The sequence below is a fragment of the Paenibacillus sp. N22P23 genome, from assembly GCF_059383735.1.
The window spans coordinates 94,672-119,193 of sequence record NZ_JBXENT010000009.1; the positions used below are offsets into that span (position 1 = coordinate 94,672).

The 24,522-nt window shown below is 51.6% G+C and carries 22 protein-coding genes; 15 read left to right on the top strand and 7 right to left on the bottom strand.

Annotated features, from left to right (window positions below; all coding sequences use genetic code 11):
* Window positions 1–32: 32 nt before the first annotated feature.
* Window positions 33–998, bottom strand: coding sequence for a hypothetical protein (locus AC506A_RS25730; protein WP_495463853.1), 966 nt, complete (start codon window positions 996–998; stop codon window positions 33–35).
* Between the two features lie 153 nt (window positions 999–1,151).
* Here AC506A_RS25730 and AC506A_RS25735 point away from each other — a divergent pair, with 153 nt between their 5' ends.
* Complete coding sequence (locus AC506A_RS25735) at window positions 1,152–1,988, top strand: alpha/beta fold hydrolase (protein ID WP_495463854.1); 837 nt, start codon at window positions 1,152–1,154, stop codon at window positions 1,986–1,988.
* Window positions 1,989–2,066: 78 nt separating this feature from the next.
* On the opposite strand, the gene AC506A_RS25740 is transcribed toward AC506A_RS25735, so the two are convergent.
* Together AC506A_RS25740 and AC506A_RS25745 are read right to left on the bottom strand one after the other, a co-directional pair.
* On the bottom strand, window positions 2,067–4,289 hold the full coding sequence (locus AC506A_RS25740; RefSeq protein ID WP_495463855.1) for a methyl-accepting chemotaxis protein: 2,223 nt from the start codon (window positions 4,287–4,289) through the stop codon (window positions 2,067–2,069).
* A 188-nt stretch (window positions 4,290–4,477) separates the two neighbouring features.
* Window positions 4,478–5,089, bottom strand: a complete 612-nt coding sequence (locus AC506A_RS25745; RefSeq protein WP_495463856.1) for a superoxide dismutase — start codon at window positions 5,087–5,089, stop codon at window positions 4,478–4,480.
* A gap of 293 nt (window positions 5,090–5,382) precedes the next feature.
* On the opposite strand from AC506A_RS25745, the gene rfbC reads away from it, so the two are divergent.
* From rfbC to folE, 10 genes are all read left to right on the top strand, one after another.
* Window positions 5,383–5,940, top strand: coding sequence for a dTDP-4-dehydrorhamnose 3,5-epimerase (gene rfbC, locus AC506A_RS25750; RefSeq protein WP_495463857.1), 558 nt, complete (start codon window positions 5,383–5,385; stop codon window positions 5,938–5,940).
* A gap of 8 nt (window positions 5,941–5,948) precedes the next feature.
* Complete coding sequence (gene rfbB / locus AC506A_RS25755; RefSeq protein WP_495463858.1) at window positions 5,949–6,938, top strand: dTDP-glucose 4,6-dehydratase; 990 nt, start codon at window positions 5,949–5,951, stop codon at window positions 6,936–6,938.
* Complete coding sequence (rfbD, locus tag AC506A_RS25760; protein WP_495463859.1) at window positions 6,935–7,804, top strand: dTDP-4-dehydrorhamnose reductase; 870 nt, start codon at window positions 6,935–6,937, stop codon at window positions 7,802–7,804. Before rfbB ends, rfbD begins: the two co-directional genes overlap by 4 nt.
* Window positions 7,805–8,083: 279 nt before the next feature.
* Window positions 8,084–8,506, top strand: coding sequence for a GNAT family N-acetyltransferase (locus tag AC506A_RS25765; RefSeq protein WP_495463860.1), 423 nt, complete (start codon window positions 8,084–8,086; stop codon window positions 8,504–8,506).
* Between the two features lie 128 nt (window positions 8,507–8,634).
* Entirely contained in the window at window positions 8,635–9,186 is a 552-nt protein-coding gene (locus AC506A_RS25770; protein ID WP_495463861.1) for a DUF402 domain-containing protein, read from the top strand.
* A 5-nt stretch (window positions 9,187–9,191) separates the two neighbouring features.
* Entirely contained in the window at window positions 9,192–9,854 is a 663-nt protein-coding gene (lepB, locus tag AC506A_RS25775) for a signal peptidase I (RefSeq protein ID WP_495463862.1), read from the top strand.
* Window positions 9,855–9,888: 34 nt separating this feature from the next.
* On the top strand, window positions 9,889–11,037 hold the full coding sequence (gene queG, locus AC506A_RS25780; protein ID WP_495463962.1) for a tRNA epoxyqueuosine(34) reductase QueG: 1,149 nt from the start codon (window positions 9,889–9,891) through the stop codon (window positions 11,035–11,037).
* A gap of 25 nt (window positions 11,038–11,062) precedes the next feature.
* Window positions 11,063–12,097, top strand: coding sequence for an HD-GYP domain-containing protein (locus AC506A_RS25785; protein ID WP_495463863.1), 1,035 nt, complete (start codon window positions 11,063–11,065; stop codon window positions 12,095–12,097).
* Window positions 12,098–12,786: 689 nt separating this feature from the next.
* The gene (locus AC506A_RS25790) at window positions 12,787–13,032 is read left to right on the top strand and encodes a YneF family protein (RefSeq protein ID WP_495463963.1); all 246 of its coding nucleotides are present in this window, start codon (window positions 12,787–12,789) and stop codon (window positions 13,030–13,032) included.
* Window positions 13,033–13,075: 43 nt separating this feature from the next.
* Window positions 13,076–13,669 carry a GTP cyclohydrolase I FolE gene (gene folE / locus AC506A_RS25795; protein ID WP_495463964.1) on the top strand — a complete coding sequence of 198 codons (594 nt, stop codon included), beginning with the start codon at window positions 13,076–13,078 and terminating at the stop codon, window positions 13,667–13,669.
* A 71-nt stretch (window positions 13,670–13,740) separates the two neighbouring features.
* Here the strand turns inward: folE and AC506A_RS25800 are convergent, their stop codons facing one another.
* A complete protein-coding gene (locus AC506A_RS25800) occupies window positions 13,741–14,799 on the bottom strand; it encodes an alpha/beta hydrolase (RefSeq protein WP_495463864.1) in 1,059 nt (352 codons plus the stop codon).
* A 259-nt stretch (window positions 14,800–15,058) separates the two neighbouring features.
* Between AC506A_RS25800 and AC506A_RS25805 the strand changes: the two genes are divergently transcribed.
* On the top strand, window positions 15,059–15,805 hold the full coding sequence (locus tag AC506A_RS25805; protein ID WP_495463865.1) for an IclR family transcriptional regulator: 747 nt from the start codon (window positions 15,059–15,061) through the stop codon (window positions 15,803–15,805).
* A 77-nt stretch (window positions 15,806–15,882) separates the two neighbouring features.
* Here the strand turns inward: AC506A_RS25805 and AC506A_RS25810 are convergent, their stop codons facing one another.
* Both AC506A_RS25810 and AC506A_RS25815 read right to left on the bottom strand, forming a co-directional pair.
* On the bottom strand, window positions 15,883–17,142 hold the full coding sequence (locus AC506A_RS25810) for a sialidase family protein (RefSeq protein ID WP_495463866.1): 1,260 nt from the start codon (window positions 17,140–17,142) through the stop codon (window positions 15,883–15,885).
* A gap of 140 nt (window positions 17,143–17,282) precedes the next feature.
* On the bottom strand, window positions 17,283–18,527 hold the full coding sequence (locus AC506A_RS25815) for an exo-alpha-sialidase (protein WP_495463867.1): 1,245 nt from the start codon (window positions 18,525–18,527) through the stop codon (window positions 17,283–17,285).
* A gap of 178 nt (window positions 18,528–18,705) precedes the next feature.
* Between AC506A_RS25815 and AC506A_RS25820 the strand changes: the two genes are divergently transcribed.
* The 3 genes from AC506A_RS25820 to AC506A_RS25830 all read left to right on the top strand — a co-directional run bounded on the left by AC506A_RS25820 (window position 18,706) and on the right by AC506A_RS25830 (window position 21,529).
* A complete protein-coding gene (locus tag AC506A_RS25820) occupies window positions 18,706–19,074 on the top strand; it encodes a hypothetical protein (protein WP_495463868.1) in 369 nt (122 codons plus the stop codon).
* Between the two features lie 155 nt (window positions 19,075–19,229).
* Window positions 19,230–20,447, top strand: a complete 1,218-nt coding sequence (locus AC506A_RS25825; protein WP_495463869.1) for a glycosyltransferase family 2 protein — start codon at window positions 19,230–19,232, stop codon at window positions 20,445–20,447.
* Window positions 20,444–21,529 carry a glycosyltransferase family 4 protein gene (locus AC506A_RS25830; RefSeq protein WP_495463870.1) on the top strand — a complete coding sequence of 362 codons (1,086 nt, stop codon included), beginning with the start codon at window positions 20,444–20,446 and terminating at the stop codon, window positions 21,527–21,529. Before AC506A_RS25825 ends, AC506A_RS25830 begins: the two co-directional genes overlap by 4 nt.
* A gap of 75 nt (window positions 21,530–21,604) precedes the next feature.
* Here AC506A_RS25830 and acnA read toward each other — a convergent pair whose 3' ends face one another.
* Window positions 21,605–24,322 (bottom strand): aconitate hydratase AcnA, encoded by a 2,718-nt coding sequence (gene acnA, locus AC506A_RS25835; RefSeq protein ID WP_495463871.1) that lies wholly within the window; start codon window positions 24,320–24,322, stop codon window positions 21,605–21,607.
* Window positions 24,323–24,522 lie beyond the last annotated feature (200 nt).

Here is a 24,522-nt window from a genome sequence, read left to right on the forward strand (position 1 = left end):
TAACTGACTGCGGGCGGTTTTTGTCGTGCAGGTTAGCCTTGGTTGTTTTCTTCCAAGCGCTGGAGCTGCTCATAGTTATTTTCGATCTGATCGGGGTGAAGTCCGAAGGTGTCATCATTGCCGCGAGGGCCACCAATTGGGGATACGGTGAGTTCAAGTCCAACCGTGTCGTTGAATTGGACCGGCAGGTACAGTAGCGACTCCGGAATACGGCGCCCGTTGAGACGCAGAATGGTGTCGACACTGCCAACAGTAGCAACGCCATTGACGGATATAATTCGGCCGTTATTGCCGAAGCGTACAACACCTGTGCCTGCGAGTGCTTGCGCTATGGTCATGCTCGGGAAGTGTCTTACGTTATACACCTGTGTTACCCAAGGGAAGAAGTTTCCACCGTTGATGACGACTCGCACAAACCGCTGTCCCGGTCCTGGGAATGGTCCCGGCCCTGGAATCGGAATAGGGATTGGAATTGGGAATGGGAAAGGTGGAGGTGGGAATGGTCCCGGTCCTGGGAATGGTGGAGGTGGGAATGGTCCAGGTCCAGGTGGGAAGCCGCCTCCTCCGCCGCCGCCAGGGAAGCCGCCGCCGCCTCCGCCGCCAGGGAAACCGCCTCCGCCGCCGCCAGGGAACATACCGCCGCCCCCGCCGCCGCCAGGGAACATACCGCCGCCTCCGCCGCCGCCAGGGAACATACCGCCGCCCCCGCCGCCGCCAGGGAACATACCGCCGCCCCCGCCGCCGCCAGGGAACATACCGCCGCCCCCGCCGCCGCCAGGGAACATGCCGCCGCCTCCGCCGCCGCCAGGGAACATGCCGCCGCCCCCGCCGCCACCAGGGAACATACCGCCGCCCCCGCCGCCACCAGGGAACATACCGCCGCCGGGAAGCATGCCGCCTCCACCGCCAGGGAACGCGCGCGGACCGCCGCAGCCACAATCCGAATATTTACTGGAATAGCCAGCAGGCGCACCAGGAATATACGCATAGGTACTCATGTATCAAACTCCTTTTCCAATAACGTGGATAGGTAAATGTCTCGGTTCAGTGTATGCGGCTATCGCCTATCTGGTGTTTGATCGCAGCAGGATTCAATACTATACGCCTGCCTCGCAGTATACATATAGAGATGGGAGAAAGGTGGCTGAACGATGGGGTTCTATGTGGAAGTAGAGCGAGGCGTAAAGATATACGTAGATGATGTCGGATACGGCAGGCCGGTCGTATTCGTACACGGCTGGCCGGTCAACCGCCAAATGTGGGAGTACCAGCTGAATGTAGTGCCGAAATATGGTTTTCGCTGCATCACCATCGATTTGCGGGGCTTCGGCAACTCGGATGCTCCTTGGCATGGGTACAATTACAACCGAATGTCCGATGACATTCGCATGGTGGTGGAGTCGCTCGGCATCCAGAACGCGACACTGGTCGGTTTCTCCATGGGCGGTGCGATTGCCATCCGCTATATTACACGGCACGCAGCCCGCGGAATGTGCGGACTTGTCCTCGCCGCTGCCGCGGCACCGCTGATGACCCAGCGCCCCGGCTACCCCTACGGCAAACCAGCCTCCGAATCGGACGCCACACTCCACAGCCTCATGATCGACAGACCAAAGACAATTGACGGCTTCGGCCAGTTGTTCTTCCACAAACCGATCAGCGACCCATTCCGCACGTGGTTCAACGGCCTAGGATTCGAGGCATCTCCCTATGGTGCCATCGGAGGGACGAAGGCGCTGCGAGATGAGGATCTTCGCGCAGACTTGGCCCATATCCATGTGCCGACAACGATCCTGCACGGCAAGCAAGACCGAATCGTTCCGTTTGCACTTGGCGAGCTGCAGCACAGAGGCATTCAGAACTCCAGATTCATCCCCTTCGAGGAAAGCGGACACGGCCTGTTCTATGACGAGAGGGAGAAATTCAACCGGGAGCTGCTGAGCGTACTCACAGGCAAACTAGGCCCGCACACACCGATCTACGACTGAAGCCGAAACCACGGAAAAGCCCCTCCAATCGCAGCAACTGCAATCGGAGGGGCTAAGCCATCCATTCCACTTATTCAATTATCGCTTGCGAGCGTCGCTTAACTGGAACTGCCCAACCAGCTGCTGCAGGAACGCGGTAATGGCTTCGACATGATTGGAGGTATGGCGGACGTTGACGAAGTCGCCGAGCAGCTCTTGCACATTGCCCTCAACCTCCGTCGAAATGTTGCGATTCTGCTTGCTGACCGCTGCGATCTTCTCCATAATCACAACGACTTCATCAATAATTTGCGATTTCAACGAATCATCTTCCTGAGTACTGCTCAGCAGCTCCGAAGCCGCCGCGACGAGTGCCGTTCCTTCAGACACGACAAGCGTGCCTTGAGCCATGGTAGTTGTAGCGTCCTTGGCATGAACATAGATGTCCTGGACGATGCTGTGTACTTCTTCCGTCGATTTCTTGGTGAGGGCGGCCAGCTTCCTGATCTCGCCTGCAACAACGGCGAAACCTCTGCCTTGCTCGCCGACTCGCGCAGCTTCAATAGAGGCATTCAGGGCAAGCAGATGCGTTTGCGCCGAGATTTCCTCAATAACGCCAAGAACATTGCGAATTTCATTCGTCGTTTTCATAAAAGCTTCGATGGACCGGTTCGTTTCCGTTACGCGCCCGGAAATCTGCTCCATTTTGTCTCCGATCCGCAGCAGTTCCCCTAGAGCGACGCTGATGTTGGCAGATGCTTTATCTTCGAGCAGCCGCAATGTCTCGCGCATTTCGCCGGCAACATCCTTGGCGATGTCGATATCCTTCAACTGATTTCGAATGCTCAGGATCATATCCCCAATCCGGCCGCTGACACGCTCGGTTGTACTTGCAGTCGCTCCGGTTGTCTCAAGCAGCGCGCGTTGATTCGTCAACACATCGCCGGAAGCGAGCTTCACCTGCAGCATGACGCCCTCCAGGGAATCGATCATATTGTTGATCCATTTTGCCAGCTCACGGGTTTCGTTAGCCGGAAATAAACTCGTATCGAGCCGCTGAGTGAGGTCGCCTTTCCCCTCGGCATTGATACGGATAAACTGGTTCAGCCTCCGCATTTGGAGGGAGGTCACCTGATTGCCTTTCCGATCCAACGACCACACCATGGCTAGTCCGAATAATAAATTGAAGAGACCCACGATAATGGCTCCGGCGACTGGCATCTCATTCGTGAATAAGTAATAAGAAAGAATGGTACCAAGTGCACCAAGAGCGGCCAGCCAGCCTAAGGAATGCCGGAACTGGGTGAAGCGAATGCTCCGAATGCGGTACACTTCCTCCAAATCACCCTCGCACATCATCCCCCACACATCCGGACAGTGGGGAAGCTGGAACGTGACACCTTTGCCGATAACGGGGATATGTCGATAATCCGAATAGCCGGGAAATTCGACGAACAGGTTGCTGCCGTTTCGAATCGTGTTGGCAACACCGGGGTGAAGCTGTCCTGTAGCGGGATCCGTGAATACAAGTTCCAGCTCGGTATGCTCTTGTACCGAGACAACACCGTAATCCGTAGACACACCGTCCATCAAATTTTCACCATGAGTAAACGTGCGGTCCTCGAACCTGCTTCGAGATAAAGCAGTTCCCGGTGCGATATGCGTATTCAACACGGGACGCGCCATGAACAAATAGTTATCCCCGGAGTCGGGATACACATGCCCGGATTCCCGCTGGATGAGATCGCCGATGACGTCGTTTGGAACCCGGCCGCAGAGCGTGCCGCTCCACTTGCCGCCAAGCGTGATGGGGGAAATAAACATTAGGGTCATTTTATCGTGAAAAGAAGACGAACTCGGCCCGATCTTCAGCGTCCATGGATCAGCATAGGGGCCGAATAAGCAGTTGCGGCCACCCAGAGCACCGCCCTTCGAATAAGCCAAACCCGGCTCCAGCAAGCTGCCCGTACCATAGCGCTCGCCAATATGGCGTGTCTCCGTTGAGAAAACGACGCGGCCATCTTCATCCAGCATGAAGATCTCAGAGAAATCCGAGGCACGTGCCCGAGTTCCTGCGAATAACCGCTCCAATGTGGAGGGATCCCAAGCTTCATCGTCAGCCGCTCCGGGCTGACGGAAGGATAGCTGATTGTGCAGCCGGTCCAGATGATCCCAATATTCCGTTGTCCATGCCGTGAGAATATCCATCCGCGTATCAGCGATGCCTTCGAAAATATCCGCTACATCTTCTTTCATCCCTGCATTCAGCTTGTACGACCACCACAAGGGCAGGCCTTTGCGAAATCCCAACCAATCGAACATCAGGTATCCCCATCTCTCTACTGTGATATATGGGAGGAATTATAACATGAAAATAGTTCCAATTGTCTAAAAATAAAGAATTTCTTTAAAAATTGCAAGTTCATGTTAGGTATAAGGACGCAATTTCGGAATAAAAAGCAAAAAGACCTCCGTGCAATAGCACGAAGGTCTTCGGAAGCGAGCGAAACTTATTTCGCTGCGTCGTAACGTTTGCCAACTTCTGACCAGTTTACAACGTTCCAGAACGCTGCAATGTAGTCAGGGCGTTTGTTTTGGTAGTTCAGGTAGTAAGCGTGCTCCCAAACGTCCAGACCAAGAAGAGGCGTGTCGCCTTCCATGATCGGGCTGTCTTGGTTCGGAAGGCTGTAAACTTTCAGCTTGCCGTCTTGGCTAAGTGCAAGCCAAGCCCAGCCGCTGCCGAAACGAGTTGCTGCCGCTTTCGCGAAGTCAGCTTTGAATTGATCGAAGCCGCCCAGCTCGTTTGCGATAGCATCAGCGATCGCGCCTGTAGGTGCGCCGCCTGCGTTTGGTCCGATTGTTTCCCAGAAGAGGGAGTGGTTAGCGTGGCCGCCGCCGTTGTTGCGAACAGCAGTGCGGATAGCATCCGGTACGCTGTTCAGATCAGCGATCAAATCCTCGATGGATTTGCTTGCAAGCTCAGGAGCGGACTCCAGTGCTGCGTTAAGGTTAGTTACATAAGCGTTATGATGACGGTCGTGGTGAATCATCATCGTTGTTTCATCGATATGCGGCTCAAGCGCATTGTTTGCATAAGGCAAAGCGGGCAATTGGTGTGCCATTGATCAAAAACCTCCTATAATATGTATCGTTTTTCATTACCATTATGCTCGTTCTTGGGCAATAAATCAACATAAATGTTTGTAAAGTACGACCTGCTGACAACTGCCCTGGAACACCTTCTAGCATGATCAAATCGGGACTTTGCAATTCATGGAAATTGAAATAAAGCTGTCTATTTTCATGAAAAACCACGGACGCCTAAAGGCATTGCCATCTTACTTTGTATATATCTATATATAGCAGCACTTCTTGATATAGTCCGAAGGCAACGTCGCTAAAATGAGGGGTAACGATGAAAATATTCGATACGAGGTTAAACGATGTCAAACTGATCGAGGCAGCGGTGCATGGCGATCATAGAGGCTTTTTTACAGAGAGCTACAATCAGGAGCTATTCGTGAAGCACGGTATCCCGCATGCTTTCGTGCAAGATAATCATTCTTTGTCGGCTGAAGCTGGCGTGCTTCGGGGGCTCCATTATCAATTGAATCCGAAAGCACAAACGAAGCTCGTCCGCGTGACGGCGGGAGCCATCTATGATGTTGTTCTAGATATTCGTGCAGGGTCGCCGACATATGGCCACTGGCAAGGATTCATTCTTAGTGCCTCGAACAAAAGACAGCTGCTCGTACCTCAGGGCTTCGCCCATGGGTTCTGCACACTTGTCCCAAACTGCGAGGTGCAATATAAAGTCGATGCGCTGTATTCACCGGAGCATGATCGCGGCATTGCATGGAATGATCCGCTGCTTGCGATTGATTGGCCGGCAGCGAATCCGATCCTGTCGGATAAAGATCGGGGTCATCCCCCTCTGTCCGGTGCGGAGAAAAATTTCTATTATGGAAGGTGATCGAGCCTGTGAAACTGATTGTAACCGGCGGAGCCGGATTTATCGGCAGCAATTATCTTCAGTATATGATAGCGAAATATCCCGGCTACACCTTCATTAATGTCGATGCACTGACCTACGCAGGCAACCCGGCTAATTTATCGTCGATTACGAATCTCCCGAACTACCGGTTTGTGCAAGCCGACATCGCTGATCGGGCAGCTATGGAATTGATTTTCGCAGAGGGCATTGACGCTGTCATTCATTTTGCCGCTGAATCCCATGTCGACCGCAGTATCACGCAGCCGGATATTTTCATCAGAACGAATGTCTTGGGCACGCAAACGCTGCTTGATCTGGCCAAACAATACGATGTGGCTAAGTTCGTGCATGTATCCACCGACGAAGTGTATGGCACGCTTGGCGACACAGGGCTGTTCACGGAGTTGACACCGCTCGCGCCGAACAGTCCGTACTCAGCCAGTAAAGCGGGAAGCGATCTGCTTGTCCGCGCCTATCATGAAACGTATGGGATGAACGTGAATATTACGCGCTGCTCGAACAATTACGGGCCCTATCAGTTTCCGGAAAAGCTTATCCCCCTCATGATTCAGCATGCACTCACCGATCAGCCGCTGCCTGTCTATGGAGATGGCCTCAATGTGCGGGATTGGCTGTATGTCGAGGATCATTGCAGTGCCATTGATCGCGTCCTTCACGCGGGGCGTCCCGGTGAGGTGTACAATGTAGGCGGAAACAATGAGCGCAGTAATCTTCAAGTGGTTTCTACCATTCTATCGGAGCTCGGCAAACCGGATTCCCTCATTACCTTCGTACAAGATCGCTTAGGACATGACCGCCGTTATGCAATTGATGCGGACAAGATCCGTACTGAGCTAGGCTGGGTGCCCAAATACGATTACGAGTCAGGCATGAAGTTCACTATTCAGTGGTACTTGAACAATCAAGCTTGGATCGAGCATATTCGATCCGGCGCTTATTGGAGTGGACGTTCATGACCGCAGCCAGGCAGGGTCAACTGAAAATTCTCGTCACAGGCGCCAACGGTCAGTTAGGTAAGGAGCTCGTGCAGCTGAATGTCCAACCGGGAATACATATCCTTGGTTATGGACGAGAACACCTGGATATTACAAGTTCGGAGCAGTGCGCGGATGTCGTGAACGCTTATCGCCCGGACGTGATCATACATTGCGCAGCCTACACGGCGGTAGACAAGGCAGAATCTGACGCGGATGAAGCATACCGAATCAATGCACTCGGCACGCGCAATGTTGCTATGGCAGCGAAGGCTTGCGGCGCCAAGCTTTGTTGCATCAGCACGGACTATGTATTTGACGGCAAAGGCAGCGAACCCTACGAGATTGAGGAGCCGACTAATCCGCAAACGGTCTATGGGCAAACGAAGCTTGCCGGCGAACAAGAAGTCACGGCGCTGCTCGATCGGTACTTTATCGTTCGCACCTCATGGGTGTACGGGAAATACGGCAGCAACTTTGTCCAAACCATTCTCAAGCTGGCAGGCGAGAGAGACCTGCTGAAGGTCGTCAACGATCAAGTCGGCTCGCCTACCTATACGCTGGATTTGGCTGTTTTTCTAATCGAGCTTGTCCAATCCGATAAGTATGGCATCTATCATGCCTCCAATGCCGGCAGTTGCTCATGGTATGAGTTTGCGCGGGAGATCTTGCAGAAGAGGGGAATGACCAAGGCAGTCCTACTCGAGCCATGCACGACGGCAGAATTTCCGAGACCGGCAGCCAGACCGGCATATTCCGTCATGAGTCACGCGGCCATCGAGCGAGCTGGCTTACAAGACCTAAGACCATGGCGGGATGCATTGGCGCATTATTTGGAGCATTCGTGAGGAAAAGTGCCCGTGCGGCACTTTTTTGGTTTGAATTGGACCAAATGATAGGGTTAATGTTATGAAAACGCTTAAATTAAAGCGTTTTCAATAGGATTATGTAGATTTATTATATTTTTTAAGGGTTTTTAAAGATTTTAGAAGGAATTCGAGCTAATTTGTCGTATTATTAATTTTACCTAAAGAAGAAGGGCTGTCGCTGTCCGCACGAAGCGAAGTTCATTTCTTCCCTAGCAATGCCGTTATTTCCATACTGCGTTTGAAGAGGAGCTTAAAGTTATGGACGTTCGATCCTTCCAATTAGCTGATTATCGGCCCGTTACGGAACTGCTGGAGACTGTACTGTCAGAAGAGTGCTATGAACAAACGATGGAGGCCTTCGGCCGCCAACTATCATGGGACAGTGAGCTTGTACTCGTCGCTGCAATTGACGAAGAAATCGCAGGTATTATTATCGGGACGATCGACAAGGGCAGAGGGTACTATTACCGTATTGCCGTACATCCGAATTATCAACGTCAAGGATTGGGTAAAGAGCTGATTCGCTCCCTGCGTGGACGATTTGAGCAGCGGAATGTAACGAAAATTATGGTAACGGCTGACGAACATAACGAGCCGATTCTTTCGCTTTATGAATCATTGGGCTATGCTGCCACGGACTTTTTCCGTTCCTTTCAGAAACTAAGCATTGTTGCCGGTTAAGCAGGAACTCGACTCAAGCACTTATAAATAAGCAATTATGGACAAGCATATCTAGTGCGTCATTGATTTTGGCGCACAGATATGCTTTTCTTATAGTAAGAAAGTACCTCACTAGGAGTATTACGCTTATGACAACGTACCGTCCTTGTGTTATCAAGAGTTTCAAGAACAACGGCCATTTGCACCGAATGTGGCTGGAGAATTGGCAGATTCCGACAGAGCTGCTGGCAAGCGAGCATGCGGCGGAATCGATGCATGTATTCATCAACAGACAGACACCGATTCAAGAGGCAGACGGCAAGCAGTGGATTAGCCGAGTGCCCGCAGTATCCTTCTTTATCCCCGGCGAGTGGTTCAATGTGGTCGGCCTGCTCGAGGATCATGGCGTTCGCTACTATTGCAATGTAGCCTCCCCCCTTTTCTTCAAACATGATGTTCTCACCTACATTGATTACGACCTCGATGTTATCGTGCCCCGCGGAGGAAAAGCGCAAGTCGTCGACCAAGAAGAATATGAGCTCCATAAGATTGCCTATCACTATTCGGAAGAAGTTAACCGAAAAGTAATGGAGGGGCTCGGTGCGCTGCTGAAGCGGATCGAGAACGGACAAGCCCCTTTCAATGATGACCTTATACTCGGTTATTTTGAAGCGTGGAACAAACATATGGGCGAGGTGTAGCAGCGATGAACGTCAATCCCGGTTCGGATACGGAGTCCTCGGAGCGAGCAGAATTTGGACCTCGCAAACGATCGAGCTCTCCGAAGGTAAAGGTAAAGGCTGCAGGGGCTTCTTCTTCCCGCAAACAGTCGAGGCCGCTCTCTCCTTGGGTTGTTGAACTGCGCAGTTGGTTCATTACATTGGCGATTGCCGCTGTAGTCGTCCTTTGCTTGAATGCATTCGTGTTTAACCTCTCTACGGTCAAAGGGCAGTCCATGGAGCCTACCTTGTATGAGAAGGAATGGCTGTTTGTGAATAAGGCCACTTACTTAATGGGCTCTCCGAAACAAGGTGACGTGGTTATTCTGAAGGACCCTTCAATCGGAATGGAACATAAAGAGTATTTGGTTAAACGGATTATCGGGATGCCGGGCGACTCCATCGAGATTCGCCAAGGTCAGCTGTATCGCAATGGGAAGCTCGTTGTGGAGTCGTACACGGATACGGAGATTGAAGATTCGGATTATGGACCGGAAACGGTCACGGCCGATCATTATTTTGTTATGGGCGATAACCGTCATAATAAAGCGAGTCGCGACAGTCGGTCGTTTCAAGCTGTACCGCGCGATTTGATTCTTGGCCGCGCGGATTACATTCTGTGGCCGATCAGCAAATTGAACCATTTGTAAGATTAAAGGAGACTCCGAGTTGGACAGGAGCAGCATGAACAAGATCGACTGGCAACAATTAAAAGCCGAGATGAAAGACGCTGCGGCGAGTCTTGGCATTGATAAAATCGGAATCGCTTCCGCGGAGCCGTTCACAGCGCTGAGGCAGCGGCTGGAACGTCACCGGGAGCTCGGCTATGAGTCTGGCTTCGAAGAGCCAGACCTGGATAAACGGACGGAGCCCTCGCTGCTCTTCGAAGATCCGACGTCCATTATCGCCATCGCGGTGGCCTATCCATCTAAGCTGCAAGATCCACCGAAATCGGAACCGGGAGCAAGGCGAGGTATGCTGTCGAGATCCGCTTGGGGCGATGACTATCACGGCGTCCTGCGCGAGCGGCTGCGGCGGCTGGAAGCTTGGCTGCTGGAACGCGTGCCGGAAGGACGCTTCTTAAGCATGGTAGACACAGGAGCGCTCTCTGATCGTGCAGTAGCGGAGCGGGCCGGTATCGGCTGGCTTGGCAGCAACTGCTCCATTATTACGCCGGAGTGGGGGTCCTGGGTGTACCTCGGCGAGATGATTACGAACCTGCCGTTTCCACCGGATGCACCTGTCACGGAGAGCTGCGGCAGCTGCACGGCCTGTATTGATGCCTGTCCCACGGATGCGCTTGTAGCTCCGGGTCAGCTGAATTCACAGCGCTGTATCTCTTTCGTCACACAGACGAAAGGGGTCGTGACAGATGAGCTGATGCGCAAGATCGGCAATCGGCTATACGGCTGCGATACGTGCCAGGTTGTATGCCCTGAGAACAAGGGGAAGAATGCGACTCATCATCCTGAGCTTGTTCCCGATCATGACAAAGTGAAGCCCCTTCTGGTACCGCTGCTCACGATAGGGAATCGGGCGTTCAAGGAACAGTACGGCAATAGCTCCTCGGCTTGGCGCGGGAGGAAACCGATCCAGCGCAATGCGGTCATTGCGCTAGGCAACTTCAAGGATGCAAGCGCTGTTCCTGCGCTTGCGGATGTGCTGCGCAGCGACACGCGCTTTGAGCTTCGCGCAACCGCAGCATGGTCGCTTGGCCGTATCGGCGGAGTGGACGCGGCAGAAGCACTCCAAACGGCAGCGCTGCGCGAGCAGGATGAAACGGTTCAGAAAGCGATCAAGGACGCGCTCATGAGTATGACAGCTTCGACATAATGATATGGGAGAAGAGGTAGACATCATGAAATATGTCGATATCGAAGCGGTAGAACCAGGCGATATCCTTGGCAAGACGATCTATGCTGTAAACGGGACAGTGCTGCTTTCTTCGAGTGTGCAGCTGACTGTCTTTATGATTAGCACGTTAAGGCGCATTGGCGTCACGAATGTCTATATTAAAGATGCCAGCATGCAGGATATGGAAGAGCAAGAGGAGATTCTGTCGGAAGAAACCAAGCTCAGCATCATTAAGCAGATGTCAGAGACGATGGATTCGATTCGCTCCGGCAAAGATTTGAACTCCCGCTCGATCAGTTTAACGATTGAAGATTTGCTTTACGATGTTATTCGCAACAAGGATGTGCTCGTTTATTTGAACGACATCCGTACGCGAGATAATGCGGAATACATTCATGCGATGAACGTTTGCATGATCTCATCCTTGATCGGCGTCAGCATGCATCTGAATCAGTTGCAGTTGAAGGACCTGGCGATGGGTGCTCTATTGCATGATCTCGGGAAGCCGGACCTTGAGGCAGATGAGGAGAACGAGGAGCCAAGAAGCCATATGTGGAGAGGATTCGAGCTGCTGAAGGCCAAACGTGAGTTCAGCTTGCTCGTCGCGCATGTCGCGTTTCAGCATCATGAGCATGTCGATGGCACAGGCGTGCCGCGCGGGCTGATTGGAGATCAAATCCACTTGTATTCCCGAATTGTAGCGGTGGCTAATACGTTCGATAACCTGCTCACAAGAGGCAGCGAAGACGGTGGAGATCTGCTCCCTCATGAAGCCTGCGAGCGGATAATGGCCATGTCGGGCACACGCCTCGACCAAGAGGTCATCATTCATTTCATGCGGATCGTCTCCATCTATCCGAACGGCGTATCGGTCAGGCTCACAACGAAGGAGACAGGCATTGTCGTCGGGCAGCATCGTGGATTGCCGGGTCGGCCGATTGTGCGGATGCTGCAGCGTGAATCGAGTGACGGTGTGGAGAGCCGGGAGATTGATTTGGCGAAGCACACAACGGTATTTATCGAGCAGGTGCTGGGCTGAGCTAGACAGCTGAATAGAAAAGTGGAGTAAGCCTGACCTTGTTTATAAGGTCAGGCTTTTTGTGTATTAGGGATTCGGATAGTGTAGTCGGCCGTTGATATGCGCGTGAATATGGAATGACTCAGCGCGCGGAATGCGAGATGCGGAATGGGTAGTGCAGGATGAGCGATGCGGAGCGCGGAATGCGAGTGGGGAGTGCAGGATGAACGATGCGAGTGGGTTGCGTTATGAGGAGATACGAGTATCGAATGCGAGCGAGATGTGGCAGGTTGGATTCGACTATCGGATGCGGAATGCTCTAACGAATCATACAGGGCTTATTTGCCCGAAAACACCTTCAAAAAAATTCTAACGAACCGTAGAGGCCCTATTAGACGGTTTGCGGGTGTTTGGGAGCCGATTTTGCCACAATAAGGCCCCTACGGATCGTTAGATTCTCGTAGCCCGGGAATCCGGCCGAATAAGGCCTGTAGGATTCGTTAGAATTCTCGGAGCCCGGAAATCTGGTCGGAAAAACGCATGTCCAGCTCATAGTTGGTGCAGTCGGGAACCCGGCCAATGAGTTAGGCATGGTTGTATGATAAGTGGAAAGGGTTCTTCCTACCTTCACAGAGTGTTTGCGAACGCATGGTCCTACATGCTATTATTAGTTGCAATATACTTACAGATAAGGACAAGGTGAGATGACAATGTGGACGGTCATTATTTCGATCATTACGCTCATAGTCGGCGCTGTTGGCGGCTTCTTCGTCGGCGTATACTACTTGCGCAAGCAGCTGGAGAAGATGCAAAACGATCCGGAAATGCTGAAAAAGATGGCAAAGCAAATGGGCTACAATATGAATAACCAACAAATGCAAAAAGCGCAGCAAATGATGAAGAACCAGAACCAGCAATTTACGAAGGGGAACAATCGGCCGGGCGGACGGAGATAGGAAGTACCGGGGATTGGTTCACAGGAAAGGAGACGTTGCAGATATGGCGGGCAAGAAGGATTACGTCAATTCGGCCGTTTCATCGAATCGGGAACAAATAGAGCACCATATACGAGAAATTTTGAACCTCATCGGAGAAGATGTGGAGCGTGAAGGTTTGCTGGAAACACCGGCACGCGTAACACGGATGTATGAGGAAATTTTTGCGGGCTATGAGGTTGATCCGCGCGAAGTGCTCGGCGTTACCTTTGACGAGCAGCATGAAGAGCTGGTCATCGTACGTGACATTGTGTACTACAGCCAGTGCGAGCACCACATGGCGCCGTTCTTCGGAAAAGCGCATATTGGCTATATTCCAAGCGGCAAGATCGCGGGTTTAAGCAAGCTTGCACGTCTGGTTGAAGCGGTAACGCGCCGTCTTCAAGTGCAAGAGCGCATCACTTCGCAAATCGCGAATATCATGGATGAAGTGCTGCAGCCGCATGGCGTTATGGTTGTCGTCGAAGGCGAGCATTTGTGCATGTGCGCGCGCGGCGTGAAGAAGCCGGGCAGCAAGACGGTGACGTCGGCAGTCCGCGGTGACTTCCGTACAAGCGCGGCGCTCCGTTCGGAGTTTCTATCGCTGCTTAAGCAGTAACAACAATAAAGGCTCTTCCTGCCAGACTGCCCTGATCGGCGGCCTTGCAAGGAAGAGCCTTTTGTATTGGCTTAAGCAGCATTGCGCGCGGCATCCACTTGACTTAGGAATAAAGCAGCGCGTTGAATGTATTCCTTCGGATGCGTGCGGTACAGCATCTCATGCATGCCCCCTTCCACGATCCATTCGCGAGAGAGGGAGTTGTATTGGCTGGCGGCAACCTGTTCGGCTGTTGCGACAGGCGCTATCGCATCGGCGGTGCCGTGCATGATAAAGAGCGGCATCGTATAGGTCGTTTGCAGCACCTGCTCAACAGGCAGTTGATTAAACTTTACGCCTGTGAAGAATGGGAGCATCCATTCGATAATCGGGATGGATGGGTACTTAGGCAGATCCATGTATTGGCGTACATTGTTGTATAAGGACTCCGAACTTGGGAGAAAGGTGCTGTCGAGAATCATCGCATCAATACTGTCTGTCGAATCCGTTTGCAGTGCTGCTTGTAAGGCGGTGCCGGCTCCCATCGAGAAGCCCCAAACGACAACCTCGTCCGCGCCTTGCGTGCGGGCATAATTGACCGCCGCCAGCAATTGCTGGGACTCTTCTTTGCCGCCGGTAGCCGGGGAACGCTGTCCCGAAGAGGCGTAGCCATAATCAAACATGAATACATTATAGTGCAGGCGATTGAGCAGGGCGGCCAGCTCGTACATCGGAACCCATGTTTCTTCACGGTTCGCGCCATAGCCGTGGCTGAAAACAACCGTTCTGTCGGAATGTGCTTCCGCTCCGACTGCAGGGATGTACCAGCCGTGAACGGTAGTGCGGCCGCTCTTGCTTGGGAAGGAAACATCGCTGTAATCCAGACCTTGAGCAATCTGCGGGTTCGAGTATAACGCCGGTACATAAGGATGTGCGATTACCCATGCGACATAGCCGTGGAAGGCGAGCGCTGTGAACAGCAGCAAGGCAGCCAATGCTGACAATACAGCAAGAGCAGCATGCTTACGGCGTGTGCGTGTTCCGGCAAAGGCCCGTTCGGGTACTTGCGGCGAAGGCAGCAGCGGGGGGAGCAGTCCGGGCGTAAATCCGCCGGCTGCTGGAAGTGCAGGTCTCAATGTCGTTGTGCTCATGGTGGATGCCCCCTTATGAAGAATGATTATGATCACGATTGCTAATGAGTTATGAAAGCGCTTAACTAGTGCTATATTCCTATGGTATGGCGTGCTGCCGCGGCCTGTCAATGCGTGTCGACGTAATGTTAACGTCCTGTAACATGGCTGTAAAATAAGTCAAATCTACAGGCAAAGCTTTACCGGTCAGCCCTCATTACGTTATACTGACTGTAACCAAGTTTCACTGAGTGAAACTGTAGCGAGGAGCCAACTACTTATGGCTGAGGATGGAAAATCAACGGTTCGCGCTGTCGAACGAGCGCTGGATATATTACTTTGTTTTACGGTCAAGAAAGAGTGGGCCATGACGGAACTTGCGGATAGCGTAGGGCTGCATAAAAGCACCGTTCATCGGATGCTTGCGACGCTGGAGGAGCGAGGTTTCGTAGCGCGCGATGCGGCATCGGATCGCTATAAACTGGGGCTTCGCATCTGGGAGTTATCCGCGAATATGTCCGGCGCGGATGACCCGGCTGTTATCGGATTGCCGGAGATGGAGCGGCTGCGCGATATGCTGGGGGAAACCGTCAGCTTGTATCTGCGCGACGGCAATGAGCGGATTCGGATTCAAGCGGTGCAGAGCATCCAGGCCATACGCAGGGTGGCTCCGATCGGAGCGAGGTTGCCGCTGTATGTCGGTGCATCAAGCAAGGTGCTCATCGCCTTCGAGGAGCCTGTCAAACGCGAGGAGCTGCTGCAGGACGCCTCATGGCCGGCTTCCTTCGACCGACATCAGTATCGGGAGCAAATGGCAGAGTGGCAGAAGTTCGGCTACGCGATGAGCGTGGAGGAACGCGAGCAAGGTGCGGCAGCTGTAGCAGCGCCGGTCTTCTCTCGCACGGGCAAGCTGGTCGCGGCATTGTCCGTATCCGGTCCGGCGAATCGTCTGACGACGGAAATCATGCGCAGTCAGGCGCCGGCTGTTATTGAAGCGGCACGTCGACTTGGCGTTATGCTGAAATAGAGAACAAAAAAAGAGTCGGTTATAGGGCCATAAGCCTTCTATAATCGACTCTTTTTCAATTGGCGCTGTCGTTTCGATCAAGGGATAACAATGTCGGAGTAACCGGCAAATATCGTTTGCGTTCCTGTCCTTGTATCCATCCATGTTGCGATGTATCCGCCGGGCGGAACGCTCGTGATCGTGATATAATCGCCAATCGACTTAACCGGATCAGGGCCGACCTGCGCCGCGTTCGGATTAGAGGATACGTTCGTAATCCGCGTATTCGTAAAGGTTTGGCCCCCGTTAATGGACCTCGCTACAAACACATCGAGATCGAATCCGTTCACCTGATTGCTGTAATAAACGATATTGACGACACCTGTCAACGGGTCTACGTCGATGAAGGGGAAGAAGTTCTGCGAACCTGCCGGAGCTCCCGTGATACTGACCGGATTCGACCACGTCAAACCATGATTGGTCGACTTGGACATGAAGATATCGGCGTAACCCTCACGATTATCTTGCCATACGGCATATACCGCGTTGGTATTAGGCCCGATTGACCTGTCGCAGGATATGCTCGGGTAAGTCAGTACTCTGAATCCATAGCCAGGCACCGGAAGCACTAACGGAACCGGGTCGACAACCGAGACCTCGATTGGCGGACCGAAGGTCGTGCCGCCGTCCAGCGACCGCCGAACGAAGTAGCCGTCATTCGGCGCATTCACCGTAATCCAGGCTGTATAGACGATACCTTGTAAATCTACGGTTACGGCAGGTCTTCTTACTTTATCCGCAGTACTGGAGAGCAGGATCGGCGTGTCCCAGGTAAATCCTCCATCGGTCGAACGATCGAGAAAGGCCGTAATATTGGCTCCATTCACGACGTTGAACTGATTGGCCCTGACGACATAAACACGGCCTAAGTAGGGGCTCGACTGCGCGTTATCGGCGATGAGATAGGTCTCGTCATTATTTATGTACGTACCGTAACCTGGGGCGACAAGAATGGGAGCACTGAACGTGGCGCCGTTATCGTTGGAAATATACACGAAGGTCGATCCGAATTGATGTCCGGGGAAAACATGGGCGCTTACGATAAACGTACTCGGAAATTTGTAAGCCACGGATGCGCATTCTGCCCCGGTAAACCCTACCGGAGGAAGCGGAAGCAGCATATTCGTCCAAGTGTCCCCGCCATTCAATGAACGGTATAGACCTACTTTCGGAGATTCGCCGTCCGTATGGTCGGTGGCCGTAGCCACCATGATGCCTGGAATGAGCAAATTGACCGCGATGCTTGGCTCATACTTCGGCAGAAATCCGGTTGTTACTTGAAAATTAAAATTAGTCATTTTAACCTCCTAACAAACGAAACGGTTTTTCATATCCTATTTCATTCAACCTTGTCCTATGACATTGTACAAACCATACAACAAAAAGAGTCGAGCTGTTGGCTGCTGCCTTCGATCTCGACTCTTTTTTGTATAAGAAACTAAGGAATGACGACATCTGAATAGCCCGCGAAGATGCAGAATGTTCCGGGACTCGTATCCATCCATACCCCAATATAGCCGCCTGGGGGAACGCTGATGATGTCGATATAATCACCAATTAGCGGAACAGGTGTAGGGCTGCTGGCATTAGGGTTGAACGAAACATTGGTAATCCGAGTATTCGTGAAGGTTTGACCGCCGTTAATCGACCGTGCTACATAAACGTCGAGATCGAATCCGTTGATTTGATTGCTGTAATAAATGACATTGACGACCCCGGTGAGCGGATCAACATCAATGGCCGGGAAGAAATTCTGTGTTCCGGCCGGAGCACCTGTTATGCTGACAGGCGTTGTCCAGTTATTCGTGTCGGGTGCTCGCTTGGACATAAAGACATCGGAATATCCAAGACGGTAATCCTGCCACACTGCATACGCCTGGTTCGTGAAAGGACCTACCGAACGGTCGGTTGAAATATTGGCAAAGGTGAGTACACGGAAATTCCAGCCGACGACGGGCAGTGGGGAAGGAACTGCGACGACGTTCGAAACGATGACAGCGTTAGGAAAGGAAGCACCGCCGTCAGTCGACTGACGAACGATGAAGTTGAAGCTGGGGTCAACTGTGACATAAGCGACATCGACAACGCCCACCAGATCCACTGTAATATCGGGCCGTTCAACTTGATCGGCTTCGTTCGAGAGCAGCAAAGGTTGATCCCAGGTGGTGCCGTTATCTCTGGATCGATTGAAGAAGGCAACCGAGTTACCGCCATTATCAACGTTGAATTGGCGGTTATACGTGACATACATATTCCCGATAAAGGGACTGGCTTGCGAGGCATCAACCGTGCAGTTCGTTTCATCGTTGTTAATATACGAACCAAAGCCTGGGCTGACAATCACAGGCGCGCTGAATGTCGCACCGTTGTCGAAGGATTTGTAGACGACCGTTGTTCCGTATTCCTCGCCTGGGAAGACGTGAGCAGTCACGATAAAGATGTTCGGGAACCCATACGACACCACAGGAGCTTCTGCACCGTTAAAGCCCGAAGGCAAAGGAAGCAGGCTGTTGGCCCAACTGAATCCGCCGTCTAAGGAACGATAAAGACCAATCAGAGGGGGACCTGATGACTCATCGACGGCAACCGAAATCATGATGCCGGGAATGAGAAGATTCACAGCTACGCTCGGTTCGAATTTAGGATTCCCTGACGGTGTGACTTGAAAGTTGAAATTAGTCATATTTTTCCTCCTTTATAATTAAATATTTTCATACTGTATTGTACGGAGTTTGTCGAATAATGTTTGTTTGAATATCACGAACAATAGGAAAATGTGTGATTGGAGGCGGGTTATTTCCCAAACATTCCACATGTGAAATGAATATAATGTAATTAATTGACATATAGGAGGTGAGGACATGCCGTTTACATCCGGATTGATTCATAACGATATACCGAATCCAGCTACCAATGTTGTTATAAATGCACGAAACATCACCAGCACGACGGCTTTGGTAATAATCGAAATCTATGTTGTACCTCCAACGACGAATACGCTTACGCTGATCTATCTAACCGGCTATATTTTGCCTGGAAAATCGAGTGATACACGTGAGTTTTATATTGGTGGGGACATAGCCTATGAAGTGCAGGTCAATGCGTCAGGGGTGCTTTCAGAGGTTGCTTTTACGGCTTTCGGGGTTAATGAATTTAATTTACCCGTTGAAGGCCAACAGATGCTTGCGGTGGATTGGCAGGAAATTTCTGCTTTCTCGACAACGCCTTAGTAGAAGGTCCAACGATCAAAGATGGGAGTTTAGCGAATTAGCGCTGAATTCCCATTTTTCATGAAAAGGCTAACGCCTCAAGGGATAGCCGCACAAGCAAACGGATGGCATATAAATACAATAGTACAGGATGGTGCATTGGAGGGAGTGACAGTATGATCGACTTAGGGGTTGTCATGCCACTATACAAGCAGAAACCGGCGTTTCTTGCAGCGGCGCTAGAATCTGTGCTGAAGCAGACGTTCCAGCAGTTCAAGCTAATTATTGTCATTGACGGAGCGCCCGAAATGGAGCCTCTCGTCCGAATGCTCATTCGAGGCGATAAGCGAGTTCAAATCGTTTCCCACGTTTATAATCAGGGAGTCGCCAAAGCGCTGAACACCGGCTTTCAATATCTGCACGACATGCCTGATATTGCTTATTTAACCTGGGTGTCCAGCGACAACATTTACTATCCGAGATTTCTGGAGACGCTTCGAAGCGCCTTAGTGAAAGGACCGCAGGAGCTGGGCCTTGTCTATAGCTCGTTCCAATCGGTCGATAACGACGGCAAACCGATTTATGATGAGAGGACGCTCGCAGTCCAGCGCCAATATCAATCGCAGCCGATCGAAAAACTGCTGGATTCCTCGCTCATCGGTGTCTCCTTTATGTATAAATCCATCTATGCCAAACAGATTGACGGTTATGAGCTTGTACCGGTAGAGGATTATGATTACTGGCTGCGTATTACGGAGCATTGCGCCATCAAGTATATTCCTGTGGAGCTTATCGATTATCGCGTGAACTCCACGTTTAGTGTATCAGCAACGCTGCAATCGACCGCCCAGCATCGCATATGGCGGTACGCGTATCACTTGGCGAGGCATCGTGCCAGGATGCGCAGGGGGATTGCCCCCTACATGACGATACTATTTCCGGTGAAGGAGTCTAGTGCTGAGGCGATCGAGCGAATCGAGAACCTCTACGAGCAAACCTTCAGTAACTATACATGCTATATCCTGGATCTCTCGCCGGATATGCGGGTAACAGCTGATCTGTCGCTCATTTCCCACCCGACGACGGATTTCAAATGGTTCCCGAATGCCGATGTGGCAACAGCGTTGCTGCATGCCTCTCAGATGATCCAAACGCCTTACAGCTACATCCTCGGACCGCATCTATTTAGGGACGTGATGGATCTGACTGTGTTGTTCAATGAGATGGAGAAGGCCGCTCCCGCGGTGACGTCCAACTATTATACCGAGGATCACACTGCATTGGGCTACAGACACTCCAGTATCAACAGCAGCAAATCCGATATGTATGACGAGTTGTTCCGGAGACAAGGTCTTGTTGATTACTTCAAAGGCCAATTGAGTGGTCCCGGATGAAGAAAATATTATTTACTTTCTTTAATCCCAGCGGCGGCATGGAAACACTCAATCGGATTCGCTGCCATGCCCTGATGAAGCTGGACGTGGAATGCCACTTGCTCTATTCCTTGGATGGCGAGGGACGCAAAAACATTAAAGACATCCCGACCTTCGTCATGAATGATGAGGCTGCAATTGGCAAGCTGGTCCAGAGGCAAAACTATGATGCCATCGTTGTATGCACAGATGTGACCATGCTGCTGGCCATAAAGAAGGCCGGTTTCAAAGGACATCTTATCTTTGAAATACAAGGTTTGGGAACGCTCCAAACCGCCAGCGCGGTGCTCAAAGATATATCGGCCCGCGTGCTGCAGGCGGCAGACGGCGTGCTGTACCCGCAGACGAGTCATCTGCAGGAGCTGATGACGTCGTATCTGCAAGGACTCCCTCATTTCTGCTTTGACGATCCATTGGATACGGAGGGCTTCGGCTATAGTTCCTACCCGCCGAAGCCGTTTCCGATCATTGGCTGGGTTGGCCGAATTGAGGCGAATAAGAACTGGCGGGAGTTTCTTCTCATTGGTTCCCGCATGCTGCAAAAACATCCTGAAGGCTATCTGTGGATCTTTGGCGATACGACACTGGGCGATCCGGTGGAGAAGGAGCATTATGACAGATGGGTAAACGGCCTGCAATTACAGCATAAACTCATTGCTTATTCCAACATCCCGCATGAGCAAATTGCAGACTATTTCTCGGTCATTGGAGATTCGGGGGGATTTCTCTGCTCGACCTCCATTCTGGAAGGCTTCGGCTATGCGGTAGCGGAAGCGATGCTCTGCCGTTGTCCGGTGCTGACGACGGATTCGGATGGTATCCGCAGATTTCTAATTCATGATGTAACCGGGAAGCTGTATACGCGCGGCAACGTCAATCAAGCGGTTATCCAAGGGGAATCCCTAATGAAAGACACTACGCTTCGTACTACCATTCGCAAAAATGCCGAGAAGCATATTAAACAGCATTTTTCTTCCGAGAAATACACCACCAACTTTATGAACATGCTAAAGAGCTTATCGCAGCGAAAGCCGAGGTATTAGCATTTATAAATAGATCGATATACAAAAAGCGGGTCCGCTCCATGAGGAGCGGACCCGCTTGCGGTTGTGTTGCGATTAAGCGTTGTTTGCTGCGATCATTTGGCGGAGAACGGTTTGAAGAATACCGCTGTTCCGGTAGTAATCCACATCAACCATGGAGTCAAGACGAACGATGGCCGGGAATTCAAACGTTGTTCCGTCTTCACGAGTTGCGACGACTTGAACCGTTTGACTTGGTTGAACATCGTTGCTCAGTCCCACGATATCGAATGTTTCGCGGCCTGTAATGTTCAACGTCTTCCAGCTTGTTCCTGCTTGGAATTGCAGTGGCAGTACGCCCATGCCTACCAAGTTGGAGCGGTGAATACGCTCGAAGCTCTCAGCAATAACGGCTTTCACGCCGAGCAGGAACGTACCTTTTGCTGCCCAGTCACGGGAGCTTCCTGTTCCGTACTCTTTACCAGCGATAACGACAAGGTTCTTGTTGTTCTTCTGGTACAGCATGGAAGCATCGTAGATCGACATGACTTCTTCAGTCGGCAGGTAAGTCGTTACGCCGCCTTCTGTGCCCGGAGCCACTTGGTTGCGAATACGGATGTTGGCGAATGTGCCGCGCATCATAACTTCATGGTTACCGCGACGGGAACCGTAGGAGTTGAAATCGACTCTGTCTACGCCGTGTTTGATCAGGTATTCGCCTGCAGGGCTGTCAGCTTTGATGTTACCAGCCGGCGAAATATGGTCAGTCGTAACGGAATCGCCAAGAAGCGCGAGTACGCTCGAACCTTTGATATCAGCGATGTCGCTAATGTCTGGTCCAAGGCCTTCGAAGAATGGCGGGTTTTGGATATAAGTGGATTTGTCATCCCACTCGTAGCTTTCGCCTGTCGGTACATCGATCGCGTTCCAACGATCGTTCTGCGTAAATACGTTAGCGTATTTGTCACGGAACATGTCAGGACTCATTGCAGCAGCAATCGTATCTGCGATTTCTTTGGACGTTGGCCAGATGTCTTTCAAGTAGACAGGCTCGTTCTTGCTGTCATAACCGATTGGATCGGAGGACAGGTCGATGTTCACCGTACCTGCAAGCGCGTAAGCGACAACCAGCGGCGGAGATGCCAGGTAGTTTGCTTTCACTTGTGCGTGAACGCGGCCTTCAAAGTTACGGTTACCGGAAAGTACAGCTGCAACCGTCATATCGTTATCAGCGATTGCTTTGCTTACTTCATCCGGAAGCGGACCGGAGTTACCGATACAAGTTGCGCAGCCATAGCCGGCAACGTGGAAGCCTAGAGCTTCAAGGGACTCAAGCAGGTTCGCTCTCTTCAAATATTCAGTAACAACCAGGGAACCCGGTGTTAGGGAGCTCTTCACGTAAGCCGGTTTCTTCAAACCACGCTCAACTGCTTTCTTCGCTACGAGTGCAGCGCCGAGCATAACGCTTGGGTTGGACGTATTTGTACAGCTTGTGATAGCTGCGATTACAACTGCGCCTGTACCCATTTTGCTAACTTGGCCGTTCGTGTGTTTCACTTCTACGAATTCTTCGATCTTGTTGTCGCTCAGACCGTAGCCGCCTTTGTCGATCGGCGTGCGGATGATGCTGTTAAACGATTCTTTCATGTTCGTCAGCTCAACGCGGTCTTGCGGACGCTTCGGACCTGCAAGGGAAGGTACGATTGTGGACAAATCCAGCTCAACGATATCGGAGAAAGTCGGTTCCGGCGTATCGTCTGTACGGAACATGTCTTGTGCTTTGTAATAAGCTTCAACGAGTGCGATTTGATCTTCTTCACGGCCTGTAGCGCGCAGGAAGTTGATGGTTTCGCTGTCTACCGGGAAGAAACCAACTGTAGCGCCATACTCAGGAGCCATGTTGGCAACTGTTGCACGGTCAGCAAGGCTGATGTTGGACAAACCAGGGCCGAAGAACTCGACGAATTTGCCAACTACGCCTTTTTTACGAAGGATCTGTGTAACTGTCAGGGCAAGGTCAGTCGCTGTAGCGCCTTCTGCCAAGCTGCCTGTCAGACGGAAGCCGATAACTTCCGGCATAACGAAGTAAAGCGGTTGGCCAAGCATACCAGCTTCAGCCTCGATACCGCCAACGCCCCAGCCGACTACGCCAAGTCCGTTGATCATGGTTGTATGGGAATCCGTACCTACAAGGGAATCCGGGTAAACGACAGTTTCGCCGCCAATGGATTTCGTTGCTGCAACGGAAGCCAAGTACTCCAAGTTAACTTGGTGAACGATACCCGTTCCCGGCGGTACTGCGCGGAAGTTCTCGAATGCCGTTTGCGCCCAACGCAGGAAGCGATAACGCTCTCCGTTGCGTTTAAATTCGATGTCCGTGTTGTACTCAAGTGCTTCAGGAGTACCGAATGCATCCACCATAATCGAGTGGTCGATTACAAGGTCTACGGGTACGAGCGGGTTGATTTGTTTAGGGTCGCCGCCCGATTTCTTCACGGTATCGCGCATTGCTGCCAGATCGACTACAACCGGTACGCCGGTGAAGTCCTGCAGTACGATACGTGCAGGGATGAAAGGAATTTCTTTGTCTTCGCGGCCATCAGCCCAAGTTGCCAGTTGCTTAACATGTTCTTTCGTGATGGCACGACCGTCGAATTGACGGACAGCTGCCTCAAGAAGCACCTTGATGGAGAAAGGGAGCTTCGAGATTTTTCCCAGGCCTTGCTCTTCCAGACCGCCCAAGCGGTAGTAAGCAAAGGGCTTACCGCCGACTTCAAGCGATTCGCGAACGGAGTATTCGTTTTGATGTGTCATTTGCAATTCGCGCCTCCTTGGCATCCATAATCATTTTGTAGTTTCACTGTGTGAAACACAATTTCAAAAAACATTTGATACCCTAAGTATAGCGTTTTTTATTCCATTTAGAAAGTGCAAATATCACCTTACAGGGAAGATGTTTCGCCCGTTTTTACATGAATTCGTCTGCGAGCACATATAATGAACCAACTTTATCG